The sequence below is a fragment of the Rhizocola hellebori genome, assembly GCF_016862955.1.
GTDB lineage: Bacteria > Actinomycetota > Actinomycetes > Mycobacteriales > Micromonosporaceae > Rhizocola > Rhizocola hellebori.
This window is the reverse complement of record NZ_BONY01000004.1, coordinates 51,817-74,027: the sequence shown is the minus strand read 5'-3', so window position 1 is coordinate 74,027 and position 22,211 is coordinate 51,817. Positions and strand designations below refer to the sequence as shown.

The 22,211-nt window shown below is 66.1% G+C and carries 20 protein-coding genes; 6 read left to right on the top strand and 14 right to left on the bottom strand.

From position 1 onward, the window contains the following. Positions 1–107: 107 nt before the first annotated feature. The 3 genes from Rhe02_RS04320 to Rhe02_RS04310 all read left to right on the top strand — a co-directional run bounded on the left by Rhe02_RS04320 (position 108) and on the right by Rhe02_RS04310 (position 4,831). Positions 108–1,328 carry a NucA/NucB deoxyribonuclease domain-containing protein gene (locus Rhe02_RS04320; protein ID WP_203906739.1) on the top strand — a complete coding sequence of 407 codons (1,221 nt, stop codon included), beginning with the start codon at positions 108–110 and terminating at the stop codon, positions 1,326–1,328. A gap of 389 nt (positions 1,329–1,717) precedes the next feature. Continuing rightward, positions 1,718–1,948: a hypothetical protein gene (locus tag Rhe02_RS04315; protein ID WP_203906738.1), complete on the top strand. Its 231-nt coding sequence runs from the start codon at positions 1,718–1,720 to the stop codon at positions 1,946–1,948. 171 nt (positions 1,949–2,119) lie between these two features. After that, the gene (locus Rhe02_RS04310) at positions 2,120–4,831 is read left to right on the top strand and encodes an ATP-binding protein (protein ID WP_203906737.1); all 2,712 of its coding nucleotides are present in this window, start codon (positions 2,120–2,122) and stop codon (positions 4,829–4,831) included. Between the two features lie 254 nt (positions 4,832–5,085). Here Rhe02_RS04310 and Rhe02_RS04305 read toward each other — a convergent pair whose 3' ends face one another. The 10 genes from Rhe02_RS04305 to Rhe02_RS04265 form a co-directional block, all read right to left on the bottom strand. Continuing rightward, a complete protein-coding gene (locus Rhe02_RS04305; RefSeq protein ID WP_203906736.1) occupies positions 5,086–5,577 on the bottom strand; it encodes a transposase in 492 nt (163 codons plus the stop codon). 109 nt (positions 5,578–5,686) lie between these two features. Continuing rightward, positions 5,687–6,382, bottom strand: coding sequence for a DUF4386 family protein (locus Rhe02_RS04300; protein WP_203906735.1), 696 nt, complete (start codon positions 6,380–6,382; stop codon positions 5,687–5,689). Positions 6,383–7,049: 667 nt separating this feature from the next. Beyond that, a complete protein-coding gene (locus tag Rhe02_RS04295) occupies positions 7,050–7,223 on the bottom strand; it encodes a hypothetical protein (RefSeq protein ID WP_203906734.1) in 174 nt (57 codons plus the stop codon). Between the two features lie 364 nt (positions 7,224–7,587). After that, complete coding sequence (locus Rhe02_RS04290) at positions 7,588–8,343, bottom strand: PP2C family protein-serine/threonine phosphatase (protein WP_203906733.1); 756 nt, start codon at positions 8,341–8,343, stop codon at positions 7,588–7,590. 199 nt (positions 8,344–8,542) lie between these two features. After that, the gene (locus tag Rhe02_RS49615) at positions 8,543–8,767 is read right to left on the bottom strand and encodes an alpha/beta fold hydrolase (protein ID WP_239123342.1); all 225 of its coding nucleotides are present in this window, start codon (positions 8,765–8,767) and stop codon (positions 8,543–8,545) included. Then, complete coding sequence (locus tag Rhe02_RS04285; protein ID WP_239123340.1) at positions 8,764–9,342, bottom strand: alpha/beta hydrolase; 579 nt, start codon at positions 9,340–9,342, stop codon at positions 8,764–8,766. Before Rhe02_RS04285 ends, Rhe02_RS49615 begins: the two co-directional genes overlap by 4 nt. A gap of 2 nt (positions 9,343–9,344) precedes the next feature. Beyond that, a complete protein-coding gene (locus Rhe02_RS04280) occupies positions 9,345–10,178 on the bottom strand; it encodes an alpha/beta fold hydrolase (protein WP_203906732.1) in 834 nt (277 codons plus the stop codon). A 14-nt stretch (positions 10,179–10,192) separates the two neighbouring features. Beyond that, positions 10,193–11,038 carry an alpha/beta fold hydrolase gene (locus Rhe02_RS04275; protein ID WP_203906731.1) on the bottom strand — a complete coding sequence of 282 codons (846 nt, stop codon included), beginning with the start codon at positions 11,036–11,038 and terminating at the stop codon, positions 10,193–10,195. Positions 11,039–11,190: 152 nt separating this feature from the next. After that, a complete protein-coding gene (locus Rhe02_RS04270) occupies positions 11,191–14,070 on the bottom strand; it encodes an AfsR/SARP family transcriptional regulator (RefSeq protein WP_203906730.1) in 2,880 nt (959 codons plus the stop codon). Positions 14,071–14,485: 415 nt separating this feature from the next. Next, positions 14,486–15,391, bottom strand: a complete 906-nt coding sequence (locus tag Rhe02_RS04265) for a DMT family transporter (RefSeq protein WP_275412023.1) — start codon at positions 15,389–15,391, stop codon at positions 14,486–14,488. Between the two features lie 421 nt (positions 15,392–15,812). Here Rhe02_RS04265 and Rhe02_RS04260 point away from each other — a divergent pair, with 421 nt between their 5' ends. Both Rhe02_RS04260 and Rhe02_RS04255 read left to right on the top strand, forming a co-directional pair. Beyond that, positions 15,813–16,307: a GNAT family N-acetyltransferase gene (locus Rhe02_RS04260; protein WP_203906728.1), complete on the top strand. Its 495-nt coding sequence runs from the start codon at positions 15,813–15,815 to the stop codon at positions 16,305–16,307. Between the two features lie 28 nt (positions 16,308–16,335). Next, the gene (locus tag Rhe02_RS04255) at positions 16,336–16,980 is read left to right on the top strand and encodes a hypothetical protein (protein ID WP_203906727.1); all 645 of its coding nucleotides are present in this window, start codon (positions 16,336–16,338) and stop codon (positions 16,978–16,980) included. Between the two features lie 127 nt (positions 16,981–17,107). Here the strand turns inward: Rhe02_RS04255 and Rhe02_RS04250 are convergent, their stop codons facing one another. The 4 genes from Rhe02_RS04250 to Rhe02_RS04235 all read right to left on the bottom strand — a co-directional run bounded on the left by Rhe02_RS04250 (position 17,108) and on the right by Rhe02_RS04235 (position 21,017). Continuing rightward, complete coding sequence (locus Rhe02_RS04250; RefSeq protein ID WP_203906726.1) at positions 17,108–18,997, bottom strand: ABC transporter ATP-binding protein; 1,890 nt, start codon at positions 18,995–18,997, stop codon at positions 17,108–17,110. Positions 18,998–19,252: 255 nt separating this feature from the next. Next, positions 19,253–19,840: a tail fiber protein gene (locus tag Rhe02_RS04245; protein WP_203906725.1), complete on the bottom strand. Its 588-nt coding sequence runs from the start codon at positions 19,838–19,840 to the stop codon at positions 19,253–19,255. Between the two features lie 12 nt (positions 19,841–19,852). After that, positions 19,853–20,455: a phage tail protein gene (locus Rhe02_RS04240; RefSeq protein WP_203906724.1), complete on the bottom strand. Its 603-nt coding sequence runs from the start codon at positions 20,453–20,455 to the stop codon at positions 19,853–19,855. Next, positions 20,448–21,017, bottom strand: a complete 570-nt coding sequence (locus tag Rhe02_RS04235) for a phage tail protein (protein ID WP_203906723.1) — start codon at positions 21,015–21,017, stop codon at positions 20,448–20,450. Before Rhe02_RS04235 ends, Rhe02_RS04240 begins: the two co-directional genes overlap by 8 nt. 365 nt (positions 21,018–21,382) lie before the next feature. Here Rhe02_RS04235 and Rhe02_RS04230 point away from each other — a divergent pair, with 365 nt between their 5' ends. Next, entirely contained in the window at positions 21,383–22,207 is an 825-nt protein-coding gene (locus Rhe02_RS04230) for a hypothetical protein (RefSeq protein ID WP_203906722.1), read from the top strand. Positions 22,208–22,211: the final 4 nt, after the last annotated feature.

Sequence of the window (22,211 nt, the reverse complement as noted above, 5' to 3'; positions counted from 1 at the left end):
ATGGTCCACATCCAAATGTGTGCATCAGCGAGCAGTCTGACAGACCGGATGTCAATTGCACTCGTGAGATTTGCATCAATCAATGCAAGCTTTCCGAAGGAGAAAATGTGACGATCTTGGGGTTGGCAAGTAGACAGACGCGTGGAAGGTTCTTTCGCGCGCTGGCGGTGACTGTCGTGACAGGGCTTATCGCGGTGGCCAGTCCGGCTGCCGCCAAGGTCGGTGAGACCGGTAAGGCACCGCGCGTCAATCTCGCCGAGCGGGCCGCCGCCACGATGGCTGCCACGAAGAGCGGGCAGCCCGACTGTAACCAGCGGAAGGCCAATGCCCTGGCTCAGGGATACACCAGTGCACTATGCGTATCCACCGATGCCAAGGGCACAGGAAAGACTGGCGAGCAAGGCCCCTCATTGAACTCGCTTCCCGCCGAATGTGTCGGGATGGCTGCTGGGTTCAAGGCTTTCAGATACGACATGTGTGGCTGGCTATCCGGCCAAGTAAACAAAATCGCGTGGGCATCGAACGGCGAACCGTACATCGTGGGAACGATGTTTTGGAAAATCGAGATGCACACCATGACGACAGCGACGAGCGCCTACATGCTCAATACCGCCAGCATCAAGAAGACCGGTCAGGCGGGCGACATCAGCGGCATCACGGTCGCCGGCTTCTGGTGGTGCGTGGATGCCACCTACGACTGTCAGATCATCGATGATCAGGGAATCCAGCCCTATCCCATCTCCATTACGAACACTCCGGCCGAGGGACAGCAGACCAACAAGAGCAACGTGCCGTACAACGGTGTGACTCACGTGGAGAACACCCTGATCTTCTGGTTCTCTATGCCGGGCGCGCCATCGACGGACCATTGGATAGCGCTCAGAGATATCCGATGCGACTGGATGTCCTACCTCGGTCCAAATGCGGGCTGCGTTTTTACCGACTTTCATCCGGTCCTGCAATACTCACAGAGCTTGTGGCCAGATTACGCCAACCATGTTACTTATGCCCAAACAGTACGGGGCCTGCCCGGTGCTCCAGGAACCACACCGTTGCACCGACTGACGGATGCGCCGTCAATTAACGCGAACACGCTGCTCGCCTGTCCACCGTCGGAGCCACGCCCGCCAGGTACACAGTGTGACGAGTATCCCTTCAAGTCGACCTATGAGGGCGCTTATATGTCGGGAGGCAACTTCAGCCGAGCAATGATACCGAGCTGGCAGAACGAACAGGCCGGCGTCAAACTCGGCACCTTCTACTGGAACAACCGGATCTTGGATGTCGGCGGCGTCGCTGACCCGTTCTACGTCGAGGTAATCCCGTAGAACAATGGGGTGGCCTTAGCCGGCTCGGTTTGGGTCACCCCGTCGGCCGTCACAGGAAGGCGCAAGTGGATCCGCGTCAGCTGACCAAAGATGATCAAACCATGTTGGGTCCAGCAACGCGTTGGTTCGTTGTAGACGTCGACGCCGCCGGACCATCCTGCTCCGTTACTTCGGCGTCGATCATTCACGCGGGCCGTCATTCGGCCGCTCGATGACGGCGTCCCGCTGTTCTGGCGGTTTGTGATCGAAAAGTTCGGCATCCAATCAACGCCTACCCCCGCCGCCGGAAATCTGGCCTGACCGCCCGGATGGCAGCGATGCTGCTGGTGAACCGCGCGGGGCACATTCTGGTGCGCCAGCGCACTCGCACCGCATCCGAGTAGCCGGGCGTGTGGCATGTCCCCGCCGCGCACATCGCCGTCGGCGAGACTGCTGAACAGACTGTCGCAGTCCAAGACGAGGCCGTCGCCGACGGGACCGACATCCTGTGCTTCATGCCGACGAGCGAGATCTTCGATGGACGCCAGGTCACTGGCGGCGTCGCTGACATGCTCGAACGGTTCAAAAATCCGGTTCGAGGGCGGCCGATCAGGTCGGCGATCTCGTCGAGCTCGAAGTAGGTCGTGGCCCGGCGAATGCGGCAATTTTCTCGGCGGTGCAGCGTCGCGGGGCAGACCGGCACGGTGGTTGGTCGGTAGCCTTAGCCGCGTCCGAGGTATTGATCCGAGGCTTTGGGGGAAGCCGTGCCGTCCTCACGGGAACCGGTCAACCCAGCGGTCGAAAGGTTTGCGGTGCCGCCTGATCCTGGCCAGGCCGGCACCCTGGATGACCTGGTGCAGCGGTTACGGCTGTTGAAGGTGTGGGCAGGCGACCCGTCCTACGAGCGGATCACTGACCGGATCAACGCGGTGTGGGGCGCGGCTGGCCGTCCGTCGGCTGAGCTGGCGAGCAAGACAACTGTGGTGCGTTGTTTTGAGATCGGTCGGCGGCGGTTGAACCCCCACCTGGTCGTCGCGGTGGTGCAGGCGCTGCATCCGGACGTGGGGTATGTGACCCAGTGGCGCCAGGCGCTGCGGGTCATCGGCGGCGAGATCGAGGCCGCGTCGCAAGTCCGAGTCCAGGACCGGCTTCCACAGGATCTGGCCGAATTCACCGGCCGCACCATCGAGCTGGAACAACTCCGCCAGGCCCTTCACCACGCGCGGCAGCACGGCGAGGCGGTGGTGATCACCGCGATAGCCGGGATGGCCGGGGTCGGCAAAACCCAGCTGGCCGTCCGCGCCGGGCATCTGTTCACCCGCAAGAAGGCATTTGATCGGGTGTTGTTTGTCAACCTGCGGGGGTTTTATCCCGACCCGGCACAGCCACCGGCCGACCCGGCCGCCGTCCTCGACGGGTTCCTGCGCCTGCTCGGGGTACCCGGGCAGCAGATCCCCCACGATCTGCCCGCCCGCACCGCGGCCTACCGTGACCGGTTGGCAGGCACCAGCACGCTGGTCGTGTTGGACAACGCCGCTGACGCCGAGCAGATCCGGCCCCTGCTCCCACAAACGCCGGGGTGTTTGACATTGGTCACCAGCCGGCGCAGCCTCACCGACCTGCCATCGGCGATCCACCTCACCGTGGACGTGTTCACCCCCGACGAGGCCATAGCGTTCCTCACCGCTGCCGTACCCGAGGTTCCCGTCGGCGCGCATCCGCAGGCTGCGGCCCGCATCGCCGGCCGCTGCGGCTACCTACCTTTGGCCCTGGGACTGGTCACCGGGCACATCCGGAACACACCGGGCTGGACATTGACAGATCACGCCGACCGGCTCGACGATCGCCACACCCGCCGCCGGTTGGAAAGCGGTGTGGAACTTGCCCTCAACCTGTCCTACCAACACTTGCCCACCGACCTGCAGCGCGTGCTGCGTATGGCGGCCCTGCACCCCGGTCAAGACTTCGACGCATATGCCGCCGCCGCCCTGACCGACACAGACCCGCCCACCGCCGGCACGATGCTCGAGCACCTGTGCCGCGATCACCTGCTGCAGCAGGCCACCCCAGGCCGATATAGCTTCCACGACCTGGTACGTGCCTATGCCGCGAGCCGGGCTGACGACCAAGACAATCCATCGCAACGCCGCGCAGCTCTGACCCGCCTGTTCGACTTCTACGTGGCCACCACCGCGACCGCCATGAACCTGGCCCGCCCCCACGCCCGGCACCGCGGCCCCACGATCCCAGCTGCCAACACCCCCACACCAGACCTGGCTGAGCAGAAGCAAGCCGAACTGTGGCTGGACACCGAATTGGCCAATCTGCTTACCGTCGCCGAGCATGGATGGCCCGAACACACCTGGCAGCTATCAGCCACCCTGGACCGCCATCTGCGTACGCGTGGGCCCTACCGCGATGCGGAAACACTGCACCAGCACGCCCTGCACCTGGCCCGTCACCACGGCAACCACCCAGCCGAGATGAACGCACTGAACAGCCTCGGCCAAGCCCACCGGATGCAGGGCAGCTATGACCTGGCCAGCGGCCACTATGGAAGGGCGTTGCAGATCGCCGACGACATCGGCGACCGCGGCGGCGAACTCACCGCCCTGAACGGTCTCGGCTATGTCCACCGGATGCTGGGCCGCCACGAGCAGGCCGGCAACCATTACGGGCGGGCGCTGCAGATCGCCCACGACATCGGCGACCGCGACGGCGAACGGGCCGCGCTGCACGGTCTCGGCGAAGTCCACGCGATGTTGGGCCGCCATCAGCAGGCCGGCGACCGCTTCAGCCAGGCGCTGCAGATCGCCCACGACATCGGCGACCGCGGCGGCGAACTCTCCGCGCTGAACGGTCTCGGCCACATCCACTGGATGCTGGGCCACCATGAGCAGGCCGCGGACTACTTCGGCCGGGCGTTGCAGATCGCCCAGGACAACGGCAACCGCATCGGCGAACTGTCCGCGCTGAACGGTCTCGGCCACATCCACTGGACGCTAGGCCTGCATGAACTGGCCGGCGACTACTACGGGCGGGCGTTGCAGATCGCCCAAGCTATCGGCAACCGCAACGGCGAGCTGAACGCGCTGAACGGTCACGGCCTTGTCCACCGCATGCTGGGCCGTTACAGCGAAGCCGCCAACTGCTACCAGCAGGCATACAACCTCGCCCGTGAGCTCGGCAGCGACAACTGGCAATACGAAGCCCTACAGGGCCTTGGCCGCCTGCATCACGCCACCGGTCACCCCGACCTCGCACTTACCCACCACGAACAGGCGCTACGGTACGCGACCGACCTCAACCAGCCAGACGATCAAGCCCGCGCCCACGACGGCCTAGCCCACGCCCACCACGCCCTCAACGACCACGACCGAGCCCGCCGACACTGGCAACATGCCCTGGACATCCTCACCAGCCTCGGCACCGACCACACAGAAGACATCGAGACCAGTGTCCCCAACATCCGCGCCCAGCTCACCAAGCTCGATAAACAACATCCACCAACCGCCATTGAGTGAAAGCGGATGACCGCACCTGCCTGCTCGTGGGATACCACCTGCCTTGTTGTGGGACAACGAGTTCGCCGTCTTACAGCCCGGTCGTCGGCGCCTCAGCAAGGACGCTGGCGATGCCGGACGCTGCGCACACCGCACGCGCCAAGCCACGGCACCGCTGTGGCGTTGTGGACTTGCAACGGGCAGGCCAACCAGCGATGGTCACAAACCAGTGGGCCAACCCCCACACCGCGGCCTGGACCGCCTCGACTTCGACGCTAGTGGGTGGCTGCCAAGCGGTCTAGGTAGCTAGTTTCAAGATTGTTCACCGATAGATCCGCTGTGCCGTCCAAGTCGATCGCTTCGAGCACAGCCGGGCTGAAGTATTCGGGGTAGGCGACTTCCTGGTCGAAGTGTTGGCCGGCTTGCAGGCAGCGGTGAAGCTGGCCGAGCATCCGGTTGAACAGGTGTCGCACCGCGGCGACGTGACGATCGCCGTGGGCGCGCCGGCGCAGGTAGTGCTGTCGTTCCGGGCCGGGGTGAAGGATCGTGACGCTGGCCCACAGGATCCCTGCGGCGTTGAGCCTGTTGTTCTTGTTAGGCCGGTGGGTGATGGTCAGGGCCCGTCCTGATGCTTTCGTGATCGGCGCGGAACCGGCATAGGCTTTGAGCCCACGGGCGCTGCCGAACCGCTGCCGGTCATCGCCCATCTCGGCCAGGATTCTGGCACTGATGATGACTCCCAGCCCCGCGTAGGCCGCTGGAAGCATCCCCGAACGCCGCGACCGAGCTGAGGGGCGTCGATTGTATAAAGATCCCCAGGCGCCCTCCACGGAGTCCTCGCCCGCGTGCGCGACCTCGGCACCGCCCTCATCTCGGTCACGACCGGACGAGGCGCACGCCGGTCGCGAGCAGCCAGACGAGCCAGGCGACGAACCCTAGGAGCCCGACGAAGATCAGCGGCGAGCCGTCGGCGATCGCGAGGTTGCCCAGCCCCGCGGCGAGCAGCAGGCTCCCGCCCACCATGCCCAGCAGCCGCTGCCAAGCCGGAGTCAGCCCGCTCGCGTGCGCGGCGAGGGCCGTGCCGATGCAGGTGGTGCCGAGCATCGGCAGCGCCAGCGCGAACGCCGCCCCGTGAATCTGCCAGACGAGCCCGAACGCGGGCGTCGGCTCGGCGAGCCCGCCGGCGGACAGCGCGAGCCCGATCTGCAGGACGTTGACAAGCACGAAGATGGCCGACAGCGTCGCGCCAGCGGCCAAGGCAAGGCGCGACCAGTCGGCGCCCGCTCCGCCGCGCCGCTCCACGAGGCCGTGCAGGCCCGTCACGAACACGAGCAGCAGCGGCAGGTACAGGGCTACCAGACCGGACACGATCGCGACCGCGTCGCGGTTGGCCGCGTAGTAGGCCAGCACGTCCTCGATCGGAGCGTCGTAGCCCGGCGCGCCCGTTACCGCAAACAACACGTTCTCGATCACCACCAACACCGCGAACGCGATCGCCGCGGCACCGACGAGCCGGCCTCGAACGAGCCAACTGCGGGCTGGCGTGGTGGCGGTGTTCTCCGGTGAGCTCATCTCTTACTCCTTCGTTACGGTCGGATGACCGGCGGGTTGTCGAGCAGGTTCGGGGTTTTCGTTGAGATGGTCATCGGTTCTTTCTTTCGACAGGAGCGGTTCGTCCGCCGGGCTGGCGGCAGGTCTGGGCGTGCACACGCACCGGGTTGGGTCGTTCTCGTCGGTCCGGTCGTCAGACGGTGATCACGACCTTCCCTCGGGCATCCCAGGCGCACAGCCGCTACGAGCCCCACCACAACACGGCGGTTATGGATCGGTCGTGTCTTCCGACGCCCCGCGCCAATGCGCCTGACACCCGGCTTGCCCTGTCCCCAATACAAATCTGGCCTACAGACCACCACTCCCATAGGCCAGATTGTGTCAGGGTCATGTCAGGCAACGGCCCGGAACGACCCGCCCGGACCCGGTACCGACCGGGATTGGGCGGGGTGGTGCCTGCGGGCACCGTCTCCGCCCGACGCCGTTGCCTCAGCCAGAGCGGTGGGCGACGCTGGCGCTTTTTACGGGCGCCGAACAGGCTGTGCTAGCGAGTAGCACCAGGGCGAGGTATCCGGATAGCTTGCTGACCACGGCGATCATCATTGATCGAACGCGGCGCCGTCCGTCAAGTGATGGCGGCCCGGGGAAGCGGGCCGCCGGGCCGGGATTCCGGTAGGTATGTGGGGGCTCAGCCCAAGATGACGCTGAGGTGGTCGATGTCCAAGGTGGTCGTGATCGAGCCGGCGGTTGGAAACCGGGATAGCGACAGGTCGGTGACGTTCGTTCGGCCGGTGTAGCCCCAGTCGTTGAGGGCCAGCGATTCGTTCGGGTAGGCGTCAAAGGTGCGCGCGCCGGTGTCCACGACGAGCTCGACGTCCTACAAGGTCCTGGCGGCGATGACGCCCAGACCGTGGTGGACGCCGCAGCGAACACATCCTCGTCCATGAGCCGGAATTGTTCTGCTGCAAGCGCCGCACCCACCCGCGACCTTCGCCCGCCGCTCCACCGGCCGCGCACTCATCCATACCGGCTTGCCTCCGCGACCAACGTAAACAACCGCCTGAGAAACGCCGATATCCACATCGCACAGTCCACATACGCACTGGATCGGCCAGCACCCGGGGGGACACCCGTGCGATTCATGCTTGTGAGCCGGGCGGTCAGGGTACGCGATGGCCGGTTTGCCAACCTCACCGCGAGCCCGCCAGTAGTTACGCGGCGGGGGTTTAGTCGGTGCGTCGGGCGATGAGGGCGCAGGCGTCGTGTCCAGGGGCGGCGTGGAAGTCGAGCTGTTCGAGCAGAGCTGCGGGATCGTGGACGCCGACGAGGCGATCGGCAAGCTGGCGGACGCCCTCTTCGAGGGTCCCCCGCCCGATCATGCCGTCGGTGTAAAGCATGATTGATTCGCCTATGCGCAAGTGACGCGAGTGCTGTTCGTACGGCGGATGGGTGAACATGCCCAGTAGGGGGCCGCGTGGATGGGGTAGCTGGACCACGCGCCGGTGGTTCGACAGCAGCATCGGTGGATGCCCGGCCCGGGCCCACACCAGCCTGCCAAGGCTGGGCCGGTATCTGACTATGACAGCGGACGCTGAGATGGCGCCTGAGGCGTGCCGCAGCAGGGTGTTCAACCTCGACAGGATCATTGCCGGGGGCTCGCCCGCGGCCGCGTAGGAGGCTGCGGTGTAGCGCAGACCGACCATCGATTCGACAGTGCGCATGCCGCGGCCTTCAACGTCTCCGACGGCAAGGACCAGGTCCCCGTCAGGCAGCGGTGTGGCGAGGTACCAGTCACCTCCGATGTGGACCTGAGGGTCGGCGCTGTGGCAGCGCGCCGCGATCCTCAGCCCGCCCAGATTGGTCACCAGGCCGGGGGTGGGCTGAATCGCCTCTTGCAGAAGCTGGTTGATGCGACGCTGACGGGCCAGCCGGTGTCGCAGGCTCTGCGGCTTGCCGAGGCTGGGGGCGGCGACATCGATCACGTCATTCTCCTTGTCGTGAGGTGCGCGCGACTTTGATGCGCCCGCACGAAATGACCGCCGAGCGGAGCCGTCCCGTCAGGATGTGCTTTGTACAGTGACGGGACGGCTCCTGGTGGGCGATGGTCAGTTGGCTACATCGGCACAGATGGCGCCATCACCGGCCTCGCACGAGCCGCCATGTGGGTGATGCGCCTCAGGTTCATCGGGCGTGGCGTAAGGCCCAGTCGAGGGCGAAGTCGGCGATGTCCTCCCATCCCTTCTGCGCGGGTAGCAGGTGGGCGTAGCCGTCGTACTCGACATGTTCGGTGACAGTGCTCGACTTGTAGTGCTTGACGTTGGAGCGCTGCACCGCTGGGGGCATGATGTGGTCTTCGCTGCCAGAGATGAAAAGCAGTGGCGCTCGTTGGTCGTTACGGTAGTTCACCCAGGTGTCCTGGTGGCCGGGTTGGAAGTTGGCGAGGACGCTGCCCCATAGGATGCCGCCGTTGGCCGGGATGTGGTATCGCTCGTAAGCGCCTGGGACTCCTCATCGCTGAACGTGTTGGTGAAGGCGTACTTCCACTCCTCCAAGGTGAGCCCTATGGACTTGTGCCGGTTCGCCGGCGAGCGCAGCACCGGAAGCGTCGAGCGCACCTGGGAGAACGGCACGACGTGAACGCCTTCGGTCGGGGCGGAGTTGAGCGCGACCGCACTGGCCCCGTAGCCGTGGTCGAGCAGGATCTGGGTGAACGCGCCGCCGGCGGAGTGACCCATGATGATCGGCGGTTTGGGCAGCGGGCGGATGACCGCTTCGAGGTGTTCGATGATGGCCGGGACGGTGACGGCGGTGATGATGTCGGGGTTGGCGTTGAGGGCCTCGACCTCGACGTCGAAGCCTGGGTAGCCGGGCGCGAGGACGCGGAAGCCCTTGCGCTCGTAGTGGGTGATCCAGTGTTCCCAGCTGCGGGGGGTGACCCAGAAGCCGTGCACGAGCACGATGGTGTCGGGTTTGTCGGTCACGGTCAGACTCCGAACGTGTTAAGGAAGGCGAGCAGGTCGTGGCCGAGCTGCTGCTTGTGAGTGTCTGTAATGCCGTGCGGCGCTCCGGGGTACACGATCAGCTCGGCGCCTTTGATGAGCGCCGCGGAGGTCTTGCCGCCGACCTCGAAAGGCACGACCTGATCGTCGTCGCCGTGGATTATCAATGTCGGGACATCGAATCGGGCCAGGTCGCCGCGAAAGTCGGTGGCGGAGAACGCGGCGATGCATTCGTAGGCGTTGCGGTGCCCTGATGCCATCGACTGCAGCCAGAACGCGTCGCGGATGCCCTGTGAGACGTTGGCACCCGGCCTGTTGTGGCCGAAGAACGGCCCGTCGGCGAGGTCCTTGTACAGCTGGGAGCGGTCGGCCAGGGAGCCTGCGCGGATACCGTCGAACACCTCGACCGGTACGCCGCCGGGGTTGTCGGCGGTGCGCAGCATGTACGGCGGCACAGCGGCTACCAGGACGGCCTGCGCGACGCGGCCGGTGCCGTGCCGGCCGATGTAGCGGGCGACCTCGCCGCCGCCGGTGGAGAACCCGACGAGGGTGGCGTCGCTAAGGTCCAGCGTGTTAATGAGGGTGGCGAGGTCGTCGGCGTAAGTGTCCATGTCGTTGCCGTGCCAGGTTTGCGTCGAACGGCCGTGCCCGCGCCGATCGTGGGCGATGACCCGGTAGCCGTTGGCGGCAAGGAAAAGTGCCTGCGCCTCCCAGCTGTCGGCGTTGAGCGGCCAGCCGTGCGACAGCACGACCGGACGGCCCGTACCCCAGTCCTTGTAGAAGATCTGCGTGTCGTCCTCGGTGGTGACGTAGCCCATCGGAGCTGCTCCTTTCAGCGCGCGGCGCGCCTGATGAGGTCTGTGGTCAGGTCGGGGCGGGACATCATGGCGACATGGGAGGCATTGACCTCGACCGTTCGGGCGCCCGCACGGGTGGCCATGAAGCGCTGGGCGGCGGCGGGAATGAGGTTGTCGTTGCGGGCCACCAGGTAGTGCGACGGAATCGTCTTCCACGCCGGTGGGCCGGAAACCTGCTGCAGGGTGTTCGTATCGCCCGGACGCTGGGTGGCCCACATCAGGTCGGTGGTCGCCCGGGGCAGGTCGCCGGCGAAGACCTCACGGAACGCGTCCTTCTTGACGTACCCGTCAACTCCGGCGGCGCCGCCAGGCAACGAGTACGGCCGGAAGTCCAGCGCTGCTTCGCTGAGCTTGGAGCCGGGGAACATCGTCTGCAGCCCGAACACCGTTTCGCCCTCGTCTGGGGCGAACGCTGCGATGTAGACCAGCGCCTTGACGTTCGGGTTGCCGGTGGCGGCATTGGTGATGACCACCCCGCCGTATGAGTGTCCGACCAGGACGATCGGCCCCGTGATGGTGTGCAGGATCGATGCCAGGTACGCGGAATCGGACGCGACGCCGCGGATCGGGTTGGCCGGCGCCAGCACCGGGTAGCCGTCGCGGCGCAGCGCCTGGATGACATCGCCCCACCCGGAGGCGTCGGCGAACGCCCCGTGGACCAGCACCACGGTCGGACGTGCTTGCGCGGTCGAGGTCGGTGCGACCGAGGCGGAGGCGGCCGAGGTGAACAGCGTCGGCGTGAGCACGGCCGCCGTGGCGCCGAGCGCGCCGGTGAGCAAGGTTCGGCGGCGGTATTCGCCGCGCGATGTGTGGTGTGCCATGGGTTTCCTTCCGTCGGTGCCCGTGGCCGCGGCCACGGATCTCGGTGTGGCACCACGGTATGGACACGACGGATGGCGAGGTCTGAATGAAATCTGAACGGCAGGAAGCCACGCGCCCGCCACAGCGCGACGCGGGGTGACGGGCTAGCGCCTCAGCGGCGGTGCACGGTGACGTGATCGGCCTGAGCGGCCGCGCTGGAGGCGACCTTGCGCCGCAGCTCCTCAACGCCGGGGCCGCCCATCTCCTCCATGATGACGAGGGCTTGCTTCCAATGCTCCCGCGCCTTGTCGGATGCGCCTGCGGCAAGGTGGTTGTCGCCGAGGCGGTGCAGGATATCCGCCTCGAAGACGCGGCTTCGTTGCTTGCGGCGCAGGGACAGCGCAGCCAAATAGCAGTCCTCAGCGCGCGCGAAGTCGCCGAGCTTGTGGTGCGCATGACCCAGCGTGTCCCAGGAGCTGGCGACGCCAGGCTCGTTGCCGACCTCCTGGAAGATCGCTATCGCACGCTCGCCGTTGTCGATGGCCAGCGCGGGTTCGCCGGCAAGCACGTGGATCCAGGCGGCAAAGTTCAATGCCGAAGCTTCGCCGGCCCGGTACCCGGCGGCGATGGTATGCGCCAGCGCGTCGGCGGTATGCGCCAGCGCCTCGGCGAGGCTGTCGCGTTGCACGCACAGGTACGCCATCTGCCGGGAGACCCTGCCCTGATTCCTGCGATCGCCGAGCGTGCCGAAGATCTCACCGGCACGCACGAGATGCGTCTGGGCCTCCTCATGCAGACCCAGCTCAGTCGTGACGATGCCCAAATCCACGCAGATGTTTGCCACCGTCTGGGCGTCCGCCGTGTCCGAGCAGGCCGCCAGCGCCAGCTGCAGGCCGGTGCGCATGTCGTCCCACTGCCCGGTGAGGTGCAGGAAAGGGGCGGTGCTCCATGCGATGTGCCAGGCGTGGTCGGCCATCCCCAATGCCGCCGCTTGGCGTACCGCGTCCAGGAGGGTGAGCCGTTCCGCGGTCAACCACGCCTCGGCCGCATCGCGGTCGGTGGGGCCTTCGACCGGTGGCGCGGGCAGGTCCGGCTGGATCGGTTCTCGGACGGGCAGGTAGAGGCGCTCGGCGGCCAGCGCGGTGAGGCGGTAGTAGTCGAGCAACCGGTGCAGGGCCGCCTGACGTTCGCCGTCGCCAGTGGCAGTCTCGGCGGCGAACGCTGCGATCAGGTCGTGCAAGACGTACCGATCCACCGCGGACCGGCTGACGAGGCTGGCCTGGAGCAACTCAGACAGCAGCGGGCGAACCTGCGCGAGCGGCACCCCGGCCAGGCTTGCCGCCGCAGCAACGCCGATGTCCGGTCCGACCCGCGCCGTGCCCAGAAGCCGCAACAGCCGGGCGGCCTCAGCGCTGAGGGCCTGATACGACCAGGAGAACACCGCGCGCACGTCGGTCACCGCTTCGGTGGCGGCGAACGCGTCGAGGCGACCGTGCGTGGCCGCAAGGTCGGCGGCGATCGCCTCCAGGCTCAGCGCCGGGTCAGTGGCAGCCGCCGCAGCGACGACGGCCAGGGCCAGCGGCAGGCCGCCGCAGTACCGGATGATCGCGGTTGCTGCCTGCGCCTGCGCGTCGACCCGCTCGCGGCCGAGTCGGTGGGCCAGCAGGTCGAGGGCGTCCTGTGTGGACAACGCTTGCAGCGGCAGCGGATGCGCACCGTTGGTCACCGCCAGGCCTGACAGCGTGGTCCGGCTGGTGACGACAGTCAGACAGCCGCGGCTGCCGGGCAGAAGTGGACGGACCTGCTCGGCGTCGCGGGCGTTGTCGAGGACAACTAGGACCCGCCGCCCAGCCAGCAGGCTGCGGTACGAGGTAACCATCCCGTCGAGCGTGCGCGGCACCTTCGCCGCAGTGATCCCGAACGCTTCGAGGAACCCGTGCAGCGCGTCGGCCGGGTCGGTTGGCGCGCTGCCGGGGTCGAAGCCGCGCAGGTTGACGAACAGCTGGCCGTCGGGATAGCGGTCAGCCACCTCATGGGCCAGGCGCACCGCCAGCGCGGTCTTGCCCACACCGGCCATGCCGACCACGGTGATCAGCGGCCACACGGCGCCTCCGTCGGGCTTAAGCGCCGCCGCAGCGGCAAGCTCGGCGACGCGGCCGGTGAACGTCGGCAGATCGGGTGGCAGCTGCGCGGGTCCCGCGGCCGCGCTCGCCTGTCCCGTCGACGTCAGCGGTATGACCGCTGCCGGGCGCAGCACCTCGCGATGGGCGGCAGTCAACTCCTCGCCTGGGTCGACCCCCAGTTCGTCGGCCAATGTCCGGCGGACCAGCTCGAACCTTTCCAGGGCCTGCGCCTGGCGGCCCGCCGCGGCAAGCAGCAAGACCAGCCTGGCCTGCATCGACTCGTCGAGGATGTCACGTTCGGCGATGGTGTGGATGGCTTGCAACATGGCGGTGGCCTGCCCCGCAGCCAGCGCTGCGTCAGCGGCGGTGCGTGCCGCCTCCATACATTCGCGTTCGACCTCCTGGAACAGCGGATGCGAACGGACCGTGGCGTCAATGTTGCCGGCGATCGGGCCCGTCCACAGCTTCAGCGCGGACCGATAGCTTGTCACCACGGATGCGGTGTCCTGAGCCGACCTTGCCTGATCGATCAGCCCGCGGAACTCCAGCAGGTCGATCACGCCGTGAGTGCCGTCGATCTGGTATCCACCGCTGCCGCGCAGGAGCCACTCGCCGCCGTCACGAGCCACCAGCTCGGGTTCCAGCAACCGGCGAAGCGTCCGCACGTGGACATGAACGGCGTTCGCTGCAGCATCTGGCGCCTGCGGACCCCACACGACGTCCAACATGTCCGTCACACTGACCGGCCGGCCAACCCGGGCCAGCAGGACCGCCAGCACCGCGCGTGCCTGTGGCGGGCGAAGCGCAAACTCGACCCCGTTGCGCCAGCCGCGAATCGACCCCAGGACCGCCAGACGCACCTGCCCGCTCACCGGCAGACCGCCGTGTCGCACCGGATCGCACGCAGTGGCCAGTTCATGCGATGCCACACGCGCTTTCGGACCTCGACGAACAAGCCCACCTGAACACACCGCCCGAGAAGCAAGTTTCTTTATCGGGCAGCGCATCTTGCCGTCGAACCGCTCCGAGCCGCCCAATCGTTCTTCGACCAGGACTCGCGCCTTCGAGCGTCCCGGCCAGTAGTAGATCACATACTTCGACTCGCGCGGAACTGCGGCATCGCGCAGACCTGCCAGCCTTGGACCGATTCGCCTTACTTCCCTCGCAAACCGGCCAGATCGGCTTCGCGAGTGAGTTCCAGCAACCGCGCAAAAGGTTGAGTTGGCCAGCGATATCGCTGATGTCCGGAATACCCCTGAGCGTCCAAGGTAGGGCTCGGTCTGGCCCGCCGCCATCGTTCCCCGTTGGCGGGCATGGATCTGCTACGCCTCGATTGACCCAGCATCAGCCGGGATGGGGTGCGGGTCTTTGAATTCGCCGCATCTGGCTGCCGCGTATCGTCGTGACTACCGCCGCCAGCAACAGCGCGGTGCCTAGGATCGCTGATAGCGTCAGCCGCTCGCCCAGCAACCCGACCGCCATTGCCAGCGCGCTCACCGGCTCCAGCAGCACCAAGATCGCAGCCACGGAGGCGGTCACGGTCCTCAAACCCACAAAGAACAGGGTGTAAGCAACGGCGGTAGGCACGATTCCCAAAAACAATAGCCAGACAAAAGCCATTTCGGCGTGCGCGGTCGGGAAGATACCCTCGGCCACGGCGAAGGGCAGCAGACAGACGGCTGCGACAGCGAACGTTTTCAGCGTTGTTGCTATGTCGTCTTGTCCAATGTGGTACGCGTATTCGCGAGCTACGAGAGTGACCGTCGCATAGCCCGCGGCGGACCCGAGCGCCCAGAGCAACCCGGCGACCGGATGCGGACCCACAGCTCCTCCGCTGACCAGCAGAGCGAGACCCGCGACGGCGATCCCGATGGCCAGAACCGTACGCGCAGCGAGGCGTTCACGCAGAAAGAGCCGTCCGCCCAGGGCGACCATCACCGGGCAGGCGCCGAGGGTCGCGACGGTGCCGACGGCCACACCTGCCTGCGCGATGCTGAGGTAGTACGCGGACTGATAGACCGCCAAGCCGATCCCGATCACGACGATGACCTTGTGATTCTGCCGAACGCTCTTGCGCCGTGCGCTTTGGACGATCGCTAACACGGCGATGCCGAACGCCGCCCGCCAGAACGAAACCGCGAGTGGGCCGATTCCGCTTGTGCGATAGAGGACCGAGGCCACCACACCGCCCATGCCCCAGGCGATCGCGGCCACTGCCACATAGACAGCGCCCTGAAGTGCTTTGTGCATCCTTTAGCTCCATTGTGGAAAGTCGTCGGGCCGGATACGGCTGTGCGAACGACTCACCGGCCGGGCTTAATGCAGCCCGGCAAGCTCAGCAGGTGTCGCTCGCGCTCAGGCGACGACTGGTGGAGGAAGGAGGCAACGGCTCATGCGGCAGGACAGTAACGACCCTGCGGGTGTCGCGCCGGATCATTCCCGATCACTGGGACGCCGGCGAAGGTGAGCCGACCAGCCGATGTACCTTCCGGTGAGTACCTGGCCACACCGCGCTGGTGTCTTCAGCTGGCTGTGGGCACCTCTTCGGATGGTGCCGTGGCCGTGACCGGAACCGTCAGGGCGAGGATGGCGCCAATCGCGGTGTCCCACACCGATCGCGGCGGCATCTATTCGATTGCGTTCAGCGCAGGCATTGGATGAGGATCCAGCGATGCTGCTGCGACTTGCCGGTCTCCATGATCTGGATGCTCTGGTCGACCTTCAACACGTCGGGGCGGTGCGTGGGCTCGGACATATCTTTCCGCAAGAAGACTATCCGTTCCCGCGCGACCAGATCCATGCACGGTGGATCGCTGAGATCGCCCACCCGGATATCGACGTCTACGTTGTCGAGCACACCGGCGTCATCAGCGGATTCGCGGCCACCCGCGGCAACGAACTGCTGCATTTCGGTACAGCCGTGGACACGTGGGGAACCGGCCTGGCGGTAGCGGTCCACGACGAGATCCTGGTGCACCTGGCCGCCGCGGGGCACAGCCTGGTTCGGCTACGCGTCTTCGAGGAGAACCACCGGGCGATCAGCTTCTACAGAAAACTCGGCTGGCGTCCCACAGGAGCACGGTCCACCACCTCCTTTCCTCCGCATCCTGTGCTCGTGGAATATGAGCTGTCGCTTGGCGACCACGAACCGAATCCCAATCGATGAACGGTGCGAGCGGAAGGACGATGCGCGTATGTGGCCGACCGACTCTGAAGGGCTTATCGCCGCGCTTGTCCAACGCGGAGTCGATCGTGAACGCGGCTGGTATGGCGGGCTAATAGCAACTTCCAACCGGCTAGGCAACGTCGATGCTTCGGTCCTCGATAAGCACGGCCACCTTGACCTTGCTCTCCATTGCTCTGAGCCGGCGGTGAAGATCCTTATCTGGGGTCATGACGGTCTGAGCGCATGGGGCTGCACGACTGACCTGAACGTCGTCGCGAAAGTGGTGATGGCGTGGCAGGACGGGGCCGATGGATCAGCGCTGGCCGATAGCCAAACGTGTATCCATGTCGGCACCGAAGAAGAAGCCATTGCCGAGCAGTGGAACTTCATGCTGTCTCAAGGGTTCGACTATCTACAAGATATCGCCATCCCAATTAGCGAGGACCCTGTTCTGCGCCGACTGAGGCCGTGGGTCAGCCACGGCTCTCTTTGCCTGCTGCTAGGCAACAAGCCCATTGGCGAAGACGGGCGGCATCTGGCATTCCATGATCTCGGCAGGGGTCTGTGGTGGCTAAATGTGGGCGGATCGCTGGAGACCTACTCCGGCATGTCCAAGGAGGCAGCCATCGCACTGGCTTCGCGGCTGGCCAGCTCCTGGATCACCGAACGCTAAACCAGACCCACACCACCAATCGCGAACGGCTCCGCCAGCGTGTCATGCGTCTGGCCGCGGAGAACCTGACATGGGGCATCGGCGTGTGCAACGGGAATTGGCCTGTCTGGACTGTCCGATGGACTGGCTAGTGGGTGGCGGCCAGGGATTGATTGGCCGGCTGGTCGAACTGTGTTCGGTACAGCTGGGTGTAGCGCCCGCCGGCGGCAAGCAGGTCGGGATGGGTGCCTCGCTCCACCACCCGGCCTGCTTCGATGACCAGGATTTGGTCGGCGGCACGGATGGTGGAGAGCCGGTGGGCGATCACCACGCAGGTGCGGCCCACCAACGCCTCGGCCAGCGCCTCCTGCACCGCTACTTCGGAAGTGGAGTCGAGGTGGGCGGTGGCCTCGTCGAGGATTACCACCCGTGGGCGCGACAGCAGCACCCGGGCGATGGTGAGCCGCTGCCGCTCGCCGCCGGACAGCCGGTAACCACGCTCCCCCACCACTGTGTCGAGCCCGTCGGGCATCTCGGCGATCAGATCGGCCAGCCGCGCCCGGCGCAGCACATCCCATAGCTCGTCTTGGGTGGCGTCGGGCCGGGCCAGCAGCAGGTTGGACCGCACCGACTCGTGGAACAGATGACCGTCCTGGGTCACCATGCCCAGGGTGCTGCGCAGATCGGCCTGTGGCAGGTCGCGTACGTCCACTCCGGACAGCCGCACGGTGCCGCTGTCGGTGTCGTAGAGCCGGGGCAGCAACTGCGCGATGGTCGACTTGCCAGCGCCCGAGGAACCGACGAGCGCCACCAACTGCCCGGCTTCTGCGGTGAACGAAATGTCATGCAGCACCGGCACTCCGCCCCGGGTATCGAGCTGCGCGACCTCCTCCAGCGAGGCCAGCGAGACCTTCTCCGCCGTCGGATAGGCAAACCCCACCCCGTCGAACTGCACCGACACCGGCCCGTCTGGCACCTTCTTCGGCTCGGCCGGCTGCTGGATCAGCGGCTTGAGGTCGAGAATCTCGAACACGCGCTCGAAACTCACCAAGGCGCTCATCACCTCCACCCGGGCGCTGGCCAGTGCGGTCAGCGGGGCGTAGAGCCTGGCCAGCAGCAGCGCGAGCGCCACCACCGAGCCCGGCTCCAGGCTGCCCCGCAGCGCGAACACCCCGCCCAGTCCGTAGACCAGGGCCAGCGCCAGCGCCGACACCAGGGTGAGCGCGGTGACGAAGACCCATTGCACCATCGCTGTCCGCACGCCGATGTCACGCACCCGCGACGCCCGCGCCGCGAACTCCGCCGACTCGCGCTCGGGCTGCCCGAAAAGCTTGATCAGCGTGGCGCCCGGCGCGGAGAAACGCTCGGTCATGTTGGTGCTCATCGTCGAATTGTGATTGGCCGCCTCACGTTCGAGGCGGGCGAGTTTGTTGCCCATCCGCCGCGCAGGTAACACGAACACGGGCAGCAAAACCAGCGCCAGCAAGGTGATCTGCCACGACAGCTGGATCATGACGACCAAGGTCAGCAGCAGAGTGACTAGATTGCCCACCACTCCTGACAGGGTGTCGCTGAAGGCCCGCTGGGCACCGATCACATCATTGTTCAACCGGCTGACCAGTGCGCCCGTGCGGGTACGGGTGAAGAACGCCACCGGCATCTGCTGCACATGGTCGAACACAGCGGTGCGCAGGTCGAGGATCAGCCCCTCGCCAATGGTCGCCGACAGCCAACGGGCCAGCAGCCCGAGCCCGGCCTCGGCGACGGCCAGCACCGCGATCGCGATCGCCAGCGTCACCACCAGATCAGCCGAACCACCGCTGAAGATCGCGTCGATCACCCGGCCGGCCAGCACCGGCGTCGCCACCGCCAGCACCGCGCCGACGACGCTCAGCGCCAGGAAACCGGTCAGCCTGCCCCGATGCGGCGCGGCGAAGCCCAGGATGCGCCGCAACGTCACCCGCGAGAACGGCCTGCGTTCCTCATGAGCGTTCATCGCGTGATAAAGCGAATTCCACGCGGCCATTTCCATGCTCATTGCCGACCTCCACTGCCGTGAGCCAAGACTGTAAAACCTCAACCAAGGTCGAGGTCAATCAAATGACCCTCAGCACCTCTGCGCGTCAGCCCACCACAGCGGTACGACATTCGGTCCCACTGGCGTTCGGACCAATATCACAGGCGTGGCAGCCAGCTGCAGATAAAGTGCGGCGCGACCCGTAGAGCTGCCCACATAGCCAACCGGGTTTGCCTAGGGCACACCGGTTTCCACTTGGCACGAAGCTGTGTCGTTTCAGGTGCGGGCGCGAATGATGTAGTTGACGTATGCGTTGCCGGGGCGGGTTTCGGCGTCGCCGCCCTGAAGTATCTGATGGTAGTGCTCGCCGGCGTCGGCGGTGGCCACGCTGCCGCTGTTCCAGATGGAACGGTACGACCCTGCCACGGCCGTCGCCGACGAAGTGGTCGGGATGTTTGGCACCGTATGGCTGTGCGAGCCGTTTTCGCTCACCGTGAACCTGCCTGCGGTGGGCAGGGCGGTCGCGTGGCCTTGCATCGAGCCGACGGCGTCGCCGGTGGCGCCGCCAGGATTGGGCTGTTTGCGGCTGCCCGCGTCGGGGTCGCGTCCGGTGCCGTCGTCGACGCCGCGCAGCAGATATCCGCGATAGTCGGGCAGGTTGAAGGTCTGGCTATCGCCGCCGTGCGCCTTGCCTATCACCTCGAACAGGTCCGTGTAGTCGTTGATGCTCATAGCCCGCCCGTCGCAGTAGAACCATCCGAGGTCCTCCAGCAGGCTTCCAATCGGCCCGCTGAAAGGCACCACGGTGCCGATGACGAGGTCACCCACCGGCACCACAGGTTTGCTGGAATCCAGGGATGTCACCGCAAGTTCCTCTCAGGACGTCGAACCGTAGAAGATCAGATAATTGAGGTAGATGTTGACCGGGCAGGTGTCGGCGTCGCCGCCGGAAATGGTGTGGCCGTGACCCCCTGCGCTGCCGGTCCTTTGGGCGCTGCCGTTCCATTGGGCGTAGTGACTCCCCGGTGTGTCGGGGCGCGAATAGTCGACGGGCACGTTCGCCACCATGTGCTGGTGGCTACCCTGGCTGTCGGTGGTGATGCGGTATTGCGGCAGCGCGGTCGCCTTGCCCTGCACGGAGCCGACGGCGTCGCCGGTGGCGCCGCCAGGGTTGGCGGCCGTGCGGCTGGCCGTATCGGGGTCGCGTCCGGTGCCGTCGTCGACCCCGCGCTGGAACTGCCCGCGATAGTCGGGAAGGTTGAACGTCTGCGAGCCGTCACCGCCGCCGTGTGCGACGCCGATAACCCCGAAAAGATAGCTATATGTGGTACGGGAAATGGCGCTGCCGTCGCAAAGCAGCCATCCGTCCGGGACCTGGGTGCCGTCGGTGATGACACCGCCGAACCCGACGATCATGCCGATCGAGACGTCGTCGTTGCCCATCACCCCGGCCGGCCGGCCCTGGCGCGCCTCAGTCATCGCCGCCGTCCTCGAATTTGATGAGGAAATACACGTACTTGTTGACAGGGCGCGACTCGTCGTCGCCGCCTGTCACGTTGTGGGTGTGGTCGGCTGCCGTGTCGGTCTGCGCGGAGCTGTCGGACCACAACGCGTAGTGGCTTCCGGCGGCCGCCAGCCCGATAGCGCTGTATGGCACGTGCGGCACAATGTGCAAATGGTCGTCGGCGTCGAAGGGGAGGAACGGATTGGCGGGCACCGCAGTGTGGGAACCCTGCAACGAGCCGGGACTGTCGCCGGACTGGCCGCCGTTCTGGCAGGCGCCCCGCGTCTGCGCGTACGGGTCGCGGCCCGCGCCGAGGTCGGCCCCACGGGTGAACCTGCCCCGCAGATCGGGCAGGAAGAACGTGCCGTCGCCGGCGCCATAGTTACCGCCGATCACCGAATACAGCGCGGCATACTGCGCCTGTTCCAGCACTGTCCCATCGCAGTAGAGCCAGCCCTGGCTTTCCAGCCACGGCTCGTCGAGCCCGCCCGCGAAGGCGACGATGCTGCCGACCGGCACCGTGGGTGGGGCTTCCATCGCTCCTCCTAACGGTGGGCGCCGTCCAGGTCAGGTTTCGCCTCCATCGGTAGCCTAAGCAAATACGCCGTCAGCCAGGCGCGATTGCGTATTTCTCGCCGAAATAGTCACCGTCCACTGTGGAGCATCTCCGCGTCCGGCATGCGTTGCTATCAAGGCCGGCCACACCGCGGCGGTGGAGTTCGCCTGCCACGCGGCCGCCGTCGACTACGTCCGCACCGGGTCGCGCTCCGCCCGGCTCATATGGCCGGTCATGGTGTGCTCAAATCAACTTCGTCACGCGCACACGTGGTACTAGCAGGGACGATGACGAGCGCACACATCGTGGGCAACCACGAGGCCTGGCGGCGTGATTGGATCCCAGCGTGATCAGTGACCCGAATGAGATCGCGGCGGTTTTCGCTCACTCGCCGCTGGCAGGCCTTCGCGTTGAAGCAGAAGACAATGGCTGCTTTGCCGTAAGGGGAATCGACCCGGCGAACATATTGCCCGCATGGCAGGCCGCCCGCGACACCGTGCCACTGCACGGCCGATGGCCGCTGTGCCGTGTAGGCGGCGCATGGGACCACACGCGTGATATCTCTGCCGAAACGCTCGCGGACTTCGATACAGCGGCTCGATCGCTGAATCCCTGGTACGGCGACTTCCGCCTAGACCGGGAAGACGTCGAGCTCGATGACGACGAAGTAGCCCTATGGACGCCGGACTTCCACGGCGCTGACCTCCTCACCGCAGCGGGCCAGCAGCTTGAAGCGCCTACGCTCGAAACTCTCAACCGGTGGATCTTCGAACGGATTCTCACCGATCCAGGCCTGCTCGCGCAGGCGCACCAGGTGGCCGACGGGTACGTAGGCACCCAGTGGTGGTACCAGCCGAGTCAGGCAGACCTATGGCTTCTCCCCACTCCGCTGCCTCATATGGCACCGGTCTGGACCACCCTGTTCGATGCCGATCAGCTTCAGCTTGGTGCGGTGCTGTGGCAATGGCATCAGCAGTGGGGAGCCGAACTCGTGGCTAACTGGGGCACGATGCTGCAGCTCGTGGTGCGCCGGCAACCTACGCTAGGCGACGCGGCGTGGGACCTCGCGCTTCAGCACAAGGCGGCCGCTACCCACCAGGAGGCCGATACGTGGGCATTGGCATTGGCATTGACGCGCAGTGATGCCTGGTTCCTCCACCGGCGCCCTTGAAATT

Coding starts and splice junctions, on each gene's coding strand:
- Rhe02_RS04305 (WP_203906736.1), bottom strand. CDS start 5,577: ATGCTTCCAGCGGCCTACGCGGGGCTGGGAGTCATCATCAGTGCCAGA.
- Rhe02_RS04300 (WP_203906735.1), bottom strand. CDS start 6,382: ATGAGCTCACCGGAGAACACCGCCACCACGCCAGCCCGCAGTTGGCTC.
- Rhe02_RS04280 (WP_203906732.1), bottom strand. CDS start 10,178: ATGGGCTACGTCACCACCGAGGACGACACGCAGATCTTCTACAAGGAC.
- Rhe02_RS04275 (WP_203906731.1), bottom strand. CDS start 11,038: ATGGCACACCACACATCGCGCGGCGAATACCGCCGCCGAACCTTGCTC.
- Rhe02_RS04265 (WP_275412023.1), bottom strand. CDS start 15,391: ATGCACAAAGCACTTCAGGGCGCTGTCTATGTGGCAGTGGCCGCGATC.
- Rhe02_RS04260 (WP_203906728.1), top strand. CDS start 15,813: ATGCTGCTGCGACTTGCCGGTCTCCATGATCTGGATGCTCTGGTCGAC.
- Rhe02_RS04255 (WP_203906727.1), top strand. CDS start 16,336: ATGTGGCCGACCGACTCTGAAGGGCTTATCGCCGCGCTTGTCCAACGC.
- Rhe02_RS04250 (WP_203906726.1), bottom strand. CDS start 18,997: ATGAGCATGGAAATGGCCGCGTGGAATTCGCTTTATCACGCGATGAAC.
- Rhe02_RS04240 (WP_203906724.1), bottom strand. CDS start 20,455: ATGACTGAGGCGCGCCAGGGCCGGCCGGCCGGGGTGATGGGCAACGAC.
- Rhe02_RS04235 (WP_203906723.1), bottom strand. CDS start 21,017: ATGGAAGCCCCACCCACGGTGCCGGTCGGCAGCATCGTCGCCTTCGCG.